Below are 6,807 nucleotides of genomic sequence, written 5' to 3' on the forward strand. Positions count from 1 at the left end.
CAGTCTGCCCTCGGCATGGGGCCAGGGCGAACCCCCTGGGGCTCAGTTACAAGGCCGGTGACCGTTTCGCACTGGCTGCGAAAGGTCGTAACAACCAGCAGGCGGTATTCCTGGACTCCACGGGTCGGGCCTATGCCCTGATGGCCCACAGTCTGCCCTCGGCAAGGGGCCAGGGCGAACCCCTGACGGGCCGGATCAACCCCCCGTCCGGGGCCACCTTTGACGGCCTGCTGCTGGCGAATCCCGAGCAGAAAGTGCTGCTGTGCACCGACGCCGGCTATGGGTTTGTAACCAGGGTTGAGGATCTGATCAGCAAGAACCGCAACGGCAAGGCGGTGGTCAGTATTCCCAAAGGCGCCCGCCTGATGCCACCGACGGAAATTCCGCAGCGGGAAGCTCCGCTCTATCTGGCGGCGATCTCCAACGAGGGCCGGATGCTGGTGTTCCCGCTGGAACAATTGCCAGAACTGGCCCGGGGCAAGGGCAACAAGATTCTGGGTATACCCTCGGCGAGAGTGCAGAGCCGGGAAGAGTTCGTGGTCGCGGTTGCGGTTTTCTGCGAAGCGGACCAGCTTGAGATTCGTGCCGGCAAGCGCAAAATGGGACTGCGCTTTGCCGACCTTGAACATTACCTGGGTGAGCGGGGCCGCCGTGGCCACAAGCTGCCGCGGGGGCTGCAGCGGGTCGACGGTATTGATGTGATCCTGTCCGAGGGGGCGGTATCGGCTGAAGAAGATTCATCCGGAGATTTCTCTGAACAGGAGTCAGGCAGTGAGTGAACTGGTTCTGATCAACGTTTCCGGTCGTGACAAGCCCGGGCTGACCTCCGAGATCACCGGGATCATGGGGCGTTACGATGTGCGGATTCTGGATATCGGTCAGGCGGTGATTCACGATCACCTGACCTGGGGCATTCTCGCGGAAATTCCCGATGAGTCGAAAGCCTCCCCGGTCATTCGCGACCTGCTGTTCCGGCTGCACGCGCTCGATCTGCAGGTCCGTTTCGCGCCGATCACCACGGAGGAATACCAGCTCTGGGCGGCGGCCCGTAACCGGGCCTGTTATATCGTCACCCTGCTGTCCCGGGACATCAAGGCGGAACAGATCGCCCGGGTGTCTGCGATAACCGCACGCCATGGCCTGAACATAGACAACATCACCCGACTTTCAGCCCGGCCATCCCTGACTCCGGAAGACAACCGCATTGCCTGCATCGAATTTTCGGTGCGGGGCACGCCGGATAATCTTGAACATTTGCGGTCGGATTTCCTGCAGATTGCCGGTGAAATGAACGTCGATATCGCTTTTCAGGAAGATTCGATTTTCCGCCGCAACCGCCGACTGGTGGTGTTTGATATGGACTCAACCCTGATTGAGGCCGAAGTGATCGACGAGCTGGCCCTGGAGGCGGGTGTCGGGGCCCAGGTTGCCGAGATTACCGAACGGGCCATGCGCGGTGAGCTGGATTTCAGTGAAAGCTTTGCCGAGCGCCTGGGATTACTGCGGGGACTGGATGAAAGTGTACTGGCGACGGTGGCGTCTCGCCTGCGAATGACTGAAGGCGCTGAGCATCTGCTCCGCACCCTGCGTTTTCTGGGCTATCGTACAGCGATTCTGTCCGGTGGATTTACCTACTTTGCCAGGCATCTTCAGCAGAAGCTGGGCATTGATTACATCCACGCCAATGAGCTGGAAATTATTGATGGCAAGGTGACAGGCCGGGTCTCGGGTCCCATTGTGGATGGCGCCCGCAAAGCGGAACTGCTGCTGGAGATAGCCGCCAGTGAGAAGATTTCCCGGGAACAGGTCATTGCGGTGGGTGATGGCGCCAATGATCTGCCGATGCTGAGCCAGGCCGGGCTCGGTGTTGCCTTCCGGGCCAAGCCCCTGGTCAAGGAGTCCGCACAACATTCCATTTCGACGCTGGGTCTGGACGCGGTGCTCTACCTGATCGGCTTCCGCGAAAGCGAAACCCGTAGTGAGCAGTTCAACCAGCCCCTGAACTGACCGTGACCGGTCGCCGGTTTGGCACCGACGGCGCTCCGGCCAGACACCGGCGTGCCGTCGGTCTTCCTACTGGTCGCCGAAGTCGTAGTTCATCTCAGGTACCGGGGCCTGCAGATAATAACCCTGAATGTAGTTGACGCCAGCCTGCCACAGGGTCGCCAGTACGGCGGCGTTTTCAACCAGTGGCACGATGGTCAGCTTGCCGTTGTTCTGCAGTGCCTGCACCATTTCCTTCAATTGTTCCCTGGCATCCTCGTTCTTCTGGATTTCCTCGGTAAACGAGCCGTCGACCTTCACATAGTCCACGTCCAGGTGTTTGAGGGTATTGAACGGATTGAGGGCGCAGCCGAACTGGGCCAGAGCCACCCTGCAATGAAGCTCATGAAGGGATTTGCTGAACTCCCTGGCCTGCTTGAGGTAGCTGTTGGCATCGCCTTCGCGGAGCTGGAAGATCAGTGCATCGCCGGGCAGGCGGGCCGCCTTCAGGGCCACGCTCAGCCACTGGCTGAAGGTCTTGTCCTGAATGGTTTCGGCCGTCACATTAAGGAATATGCGGGTATCGTGACCCCGGCTGCGGTGACTGGACAGCTGTTTGATGCTCTGCAGCACCACCCAGCGGTCTATCCGCGTGGCCATGTCAGTGGGGCCCGCGGGGGGCAGGAAGTCATAGGGGGAAACTTCCTTGTTGTCCTTGTCGAGCATGCGCACCAGGGCTTCGTAATGCTCCTCGCCTTCCCCTCTGAGATTGATGATGGGCTGGAACAGCAGCCGGAACCGGTTCTCTTCCAGGGCTTTGGTAATGGCATCCAGAGAACTGCCCTGATCGAGCTGCTCGAAATCGGCGGGATTATAGACCACCATGCCATTGCCGTTCTCCTGTCCGGGCTTCTTGCGCACGGCGGAATGGGCGGTGTGAACCCGGCCGAGAAGATCCGGCGCTTTGGGGGCATTTTCGGTAATGGCGGCAACGCCGACCGACAGTGTGATCTGTGACGATCGGCCCTGAATGTCGAAAAGGTGGTCTTCGACCTGCTTCACAATGCTCTGGCACAGCTCGGCCAGTTCGTTTTCGCTACAGGGCTGACACAGAATTCCAAAGGCATCATCGCTGAGCCGGGCCAGGGTCATGTTGTCCGCCACGCGGGCTTGCAGCAGCGCCGCCAGATCCCGAAGCAGCAGATCGGTATTGGCAATGCCCAGATCGTTCTTGAGTGCCACAAAGCGGTCAATGCCAAGATAGGCCAGGGCGCCGGTCTGGCCACTTTCGCCAACGGTAATGATGGTTCTGGCCAGGTTGTCCATCAGGTAGTGGCGGTTGAACAGGCCGGTCAGCAGATCCTGGTGACTGATTTCGCGGATTTTTTGCTGAAGCTCAACGTCACTTCGCTCTGGCTGGATGATCACCTGAATGCAGGTTTCACCGTCGTAGGTCGCAGCGGAGACGCTGAGCGTGATATCGATATCCTGATCATCACTGCGACGGGCCTTGCAGTTGAGTTTCATGCCATCCTGCCGGGTATCGGCAAACGTTTTCATGAACTTGCGCAGGCTATCCTGACTTTCCGGGGCCATGGTGTCGAGCAGCGGAATGCACATCAGTTCGTCAAGGTCATCGTAGCCAAGGAACTCCATGTAGGCATGGTTGGCGTAGATGTGCATGCCGTCGTTGACGTAGGCAATGGCGTCCTTCGAGCTTTCCAGCAGCAACTGGCAGCGCTGTTCCGATTCCCGCAGATGGGACTCCAGGGCGCGGCGACGGCGGCGCTCTTCCAGTCCGGCCAGTTCCCGGCGGACCACCAGCATGAGCCGCTCCTGCTGGTCTGCCGGAACGACGTCCTGAGCGCCGGACTTGAGTGCTTGCAGCACCCGCTCACTGTTTTCATTTTCGGTGAGCAGGATGAACGGAATGTCCTTGTCCAGCCGTTTAATGGCAGCTAACGCATCGTCGGCCAGGAATTCCTCACTGGTATCCCGTGCCAGGAACAGGTCCCATTGGCCAGACTTGATCGCATCGTCCAGATCTTCCTCGGAGGTCACCCGATGGGCACGGGTAGCGCGGCCGGAATTACGGAGCAGGCTGACCAGGGATTCCGCATCGTTTTGTGATGGGTCCATGATCAGTAGATGGACGGTGCTCTTGTGTTTCTGCATACGTTCACTGTCTCGTGGTGTGCCGGTTACCCTGGGGTCGGGGCCAGGTCAGACCCGGAGGTACTGCTCCCTGAACGGCCCGCTACCGGCGACGGATGCGGAGTTGTTATCGGTCGTTGATGACCACAAATGATGCAGTGGATGCCATGCAATGACAACCCTGTCCAGCCGGGACAGAGAGCTGGCGCTCAGTTTTCTGGCATTCCGGGACACTACCGGGGTCAGAGGGACGGCCACAGGGAGTCGAATTCGTCTTCGCTGGCCGGTTTTTCGCCATTGCGGGATTCCTGGGTGGTCCCGGCCTGGTTGTACAGGCGAAGCTGGAACTGGCTGATGCTGCCGGTGGCCTCGACCCGTTTGCCAAGAATGCCCTGATCTTCCCGTTGATCGTGAAGCAACACCACCCGGCTGCCAACCTGAAACGGAAGCTTCGGGGTCACGACACTGGGCGGCAGTCCCAGAGCGGCGATTTCCGGGAGCAGCAGCGCTCTGAGAAATTCGCTGTTCTGGCCGGTTTTCTGAATAAGCCGGACGCCGCAGGGACTGGCGTTCGGTGCCAGCAACTCGATGCCGACCCGGGTGCCCTGACTGCGGGTCTGGCGTAACCAGCGAACCACCGCAATGCTCCAGGGGTGGGTTTTCTGTTCCCGGACACCCAGTATCTCGCCAGCCTGCAGTGCCGCCGGAATGTCCCCGGAGCTCCAGACTACGCAGTAGCCTCCGGGGCTGGTGTTCACCAGCCGGGTCAGGTAGGAGTTTGGCCGGTTTTTTGCGTTGAGCGCATCGCTGTCAAAGCCCTGACGCTGGAAATTGATGGGCGCATCGGCAGATGCCATGATGCGCTCATCGGAGGTGCCCGCATCGTGAGCGGTTGCCCAGGCATCGCGACGATCCGGTTTCATGAAACGATTGTCTGAGCCTTGTGCGGGCGCTTCGTTACCTGAAATGAAATTGCTGAAGCTGTTCTGACCGGACACGAAATAGTGAACCGATGTCAGACCCGCGCAGACTTCAAGAGAGCCTTCGGCAGCCAGGCGGTTAAAATTACGCTTGGCAAGCATGCCAAAGGCACCGGACAGGTGGCTGATCAGCGTGTCACTGGTTCCTGCCGGAACCCGTATGGGCGATTCAGTCTTGCGGCCATCTTCAGCGTTCTGCAGATGGGTCTCCAGTAACCCCGCCAGATTACCCGAATCAAAGCCGAGCGTGGTGCCAGTCTGGCTATCGGGCACCAGGTCGCGAAACACGGCCGGCTGATCAGAGCCGGTGTTCACGATAAACAGTGCGGAACTGGCCAGCTCCCTTGCGCAACGGGTTTTATCGGCCCACAGCTCGAGCAGATGGTAGGCCTGCTCCATTTCGCTTTGACGAAGCTGGTTGGCGCGGGCGCAACCAAACAGCAGTAACTGTTTATAGGCTTCTGCCACCGAGGAGCCCGCCCGGTGTTGCAGGGATTCATCCGGCACCTGGGTGTCATGCAGGCCGTGAGCCATTGCAAACTGGTAGAGCTGGTGTGCTTCATGCCAACTGCCCACAGGGCTGGGTCCATAGAGCTGACTTGCCCGCAGTACGGTGGCGCCCAGTTCACTGATGGCACGGTGGCAGCAGACGATCAGCGCCCGTTTGTTGCGTTCGGGACCGCCATTGTCGATCAGCTCGAGAATGCAAAGCTTGTAACCGGCAGCCGCGTGCAGCTGCAGAGCCTGGGAAAGGTTGGCAATCTTGCGTTGCTTTTCCGGCAGTGATATCGCCATGCCCAGGTAGTGGCGGGACAGCTCATCGCAGACAAACCGAATCTTCGGGCGGATCAGCTCCAGGAGTTGCAACCGTTGGCCTGGCGCGATGAACAGCTGATTCAGCTCGATGATGGCGTGATAGAGCTGACGGGAAAGCTCGCCAAGATTTGCCATGGGCAAATGACTGACCCAGGCGCGGAATGCCTTGGGGCTGGTGTCGGAGAACGACAGGCTGGCAATTTTCTGCTCCGGGACTTTGAGATCAGGTTTCAGCATCAAAATTACCAGAATTGCAATTCGTTATTAGGGATAGTGGCATGTGACCTTAAAATAGCAAAAAAGTAGCAGAAAATCAGATCCGTGCGCGATTCACAGTGTTTGACATTTCGCCCGGCTGGCCGACGGTCGTAACCGGTGCCCATAATATTCAGGCATCTCCGGTACCAGTTCAGGACAGCCGTCATTCGGGCAGGCTCCGCTCCATGCCAGGATCCAGCAGAGTCTTGCTGTCCCGGCCCGGAATTTCTCGGACCAGACGGGGCACCAGATAGCCGGGCAGGCGGCTTTGCATGGATCGGATCAGCGCCCGTGCCTGATCATCCGGCACATCGAAGTGATGGGCGCCACTGACCGGATCAAACGCATGAAGGTAGTAGGGCATTACGCCAGCGTCAAACAGTCGCTCGCTGAGCTCGCACAGGGTGTCTGCATGATCGTTGACACCCCGCAGGATGACGCTCTGGTTCAGCAGTGTGACGCCAGCCTGCTGCAGCCTGGCAAGTGCGCTGACAACCTGATCGTCGACCTCCCGGGGATGGTTGACGTGGATCACCAGAATCGGCTTCAGCCGGCTTTTTCCGAGCCAATCCAGCAGGGCGTCGTCTACCCGTTGCGGGATAACCACAGGCAGGCG

At 59.3% G+C, this 6,807-nt stretch carries 4 protein-coding genes and 1 pseudogene; 2 read left to right on the forward strand and 3 right to left on the reverse strand.

Going from position 1 to position 6,807, the window contains the following annotated elements:
- Both AAC035_RS16745 and serB read left to right on the forward strand, forming a co-directional pair.
- Window positions 1-779: DNA gyrase C-terminal beta-propeller domain-containing protein (locus AAC035_RS16745; RefSeq protein ID WP_339806157.1), on the forward strand; the 779-nt coding region annotated here is incomplete at its 5' end.
- Window positions 772-2,007, forward strand: a complete 1,236-nt coding sequence (gene serB, locus AAC035_RS16750; RefSeq protein WP_339806159.1) for a phosphoserine phosphatase SerB — start codon at window positions 772-774, stop codon at window positions 2,005-2,007. The genes AAC035_RS16745 and serB, both read left to right, overlap by 8 nt.
- A 66-nt stretch (window positions 2,008-2,073) precedes the next feature.
- Here serB and AAC035_RS16755 read toward each other — a convergent pair whose 3' ends face one another.
- From AAC035_RS16755 to AAC035_RS16765, 3 genes and pseudogenes are all read right to left on the reverse strand, one after another.
- Window positions 2,074-4,158: an EAL domain-containing protein gene (locus AAC035_RS16755; protein WP_339806161.1), complete on the reverse strand. Its 2,085-nt coding sequence runs from the start codon at window positions 4,156-4,158 to the stop codon at window positions 2,074-2,076.
- Window positions 4,159-4,379: 221 nt separating this feature from the next.
- Window positions 4,380-6,170: a GTPase gene (locus AAC035_RS16760; protein ID WP_339806162.1), complete on the reverse strand. Its 1,791-nt coding sequence runs from the start codon at window positions 6,168-6,170 to the stop codon at window positions 4,380-4,382.
- 184 nt (window positions 6,171-6,354) lie between these two features.
- Window positions 6,355-6,807, reverse strand: a pseudogene (locus tag AAC035_RS16765) (EF-P beta-lysylation protein EpmB); the annotation flags it as partial.

Source organism: uncultured Marinobacter sp. (assembly GCF_963974375.1).
Classification (GTDB): Bacteria; Pseudomonadota; Gammaproteobacteria; order Pseudomonadales; family Oleiphilaceae; genus Marinobacter.

Coding starts and splice junctions, on each gene's coding strand:
- AAC035_RS16755 (WP_339806161.1), bottom strand. CDS start 4,158: ATGCAGAAACACAAGAGCACCGTCCATCTACTGATCATGGACCCATCA.
- AAC035_RS16760 (WP_339806162.1), bottom strand. CDS start 6,170: ATGCTGAAACCTGATCTCAAAGTCCCGGAGCAGAAAATTGCCAGCCTG.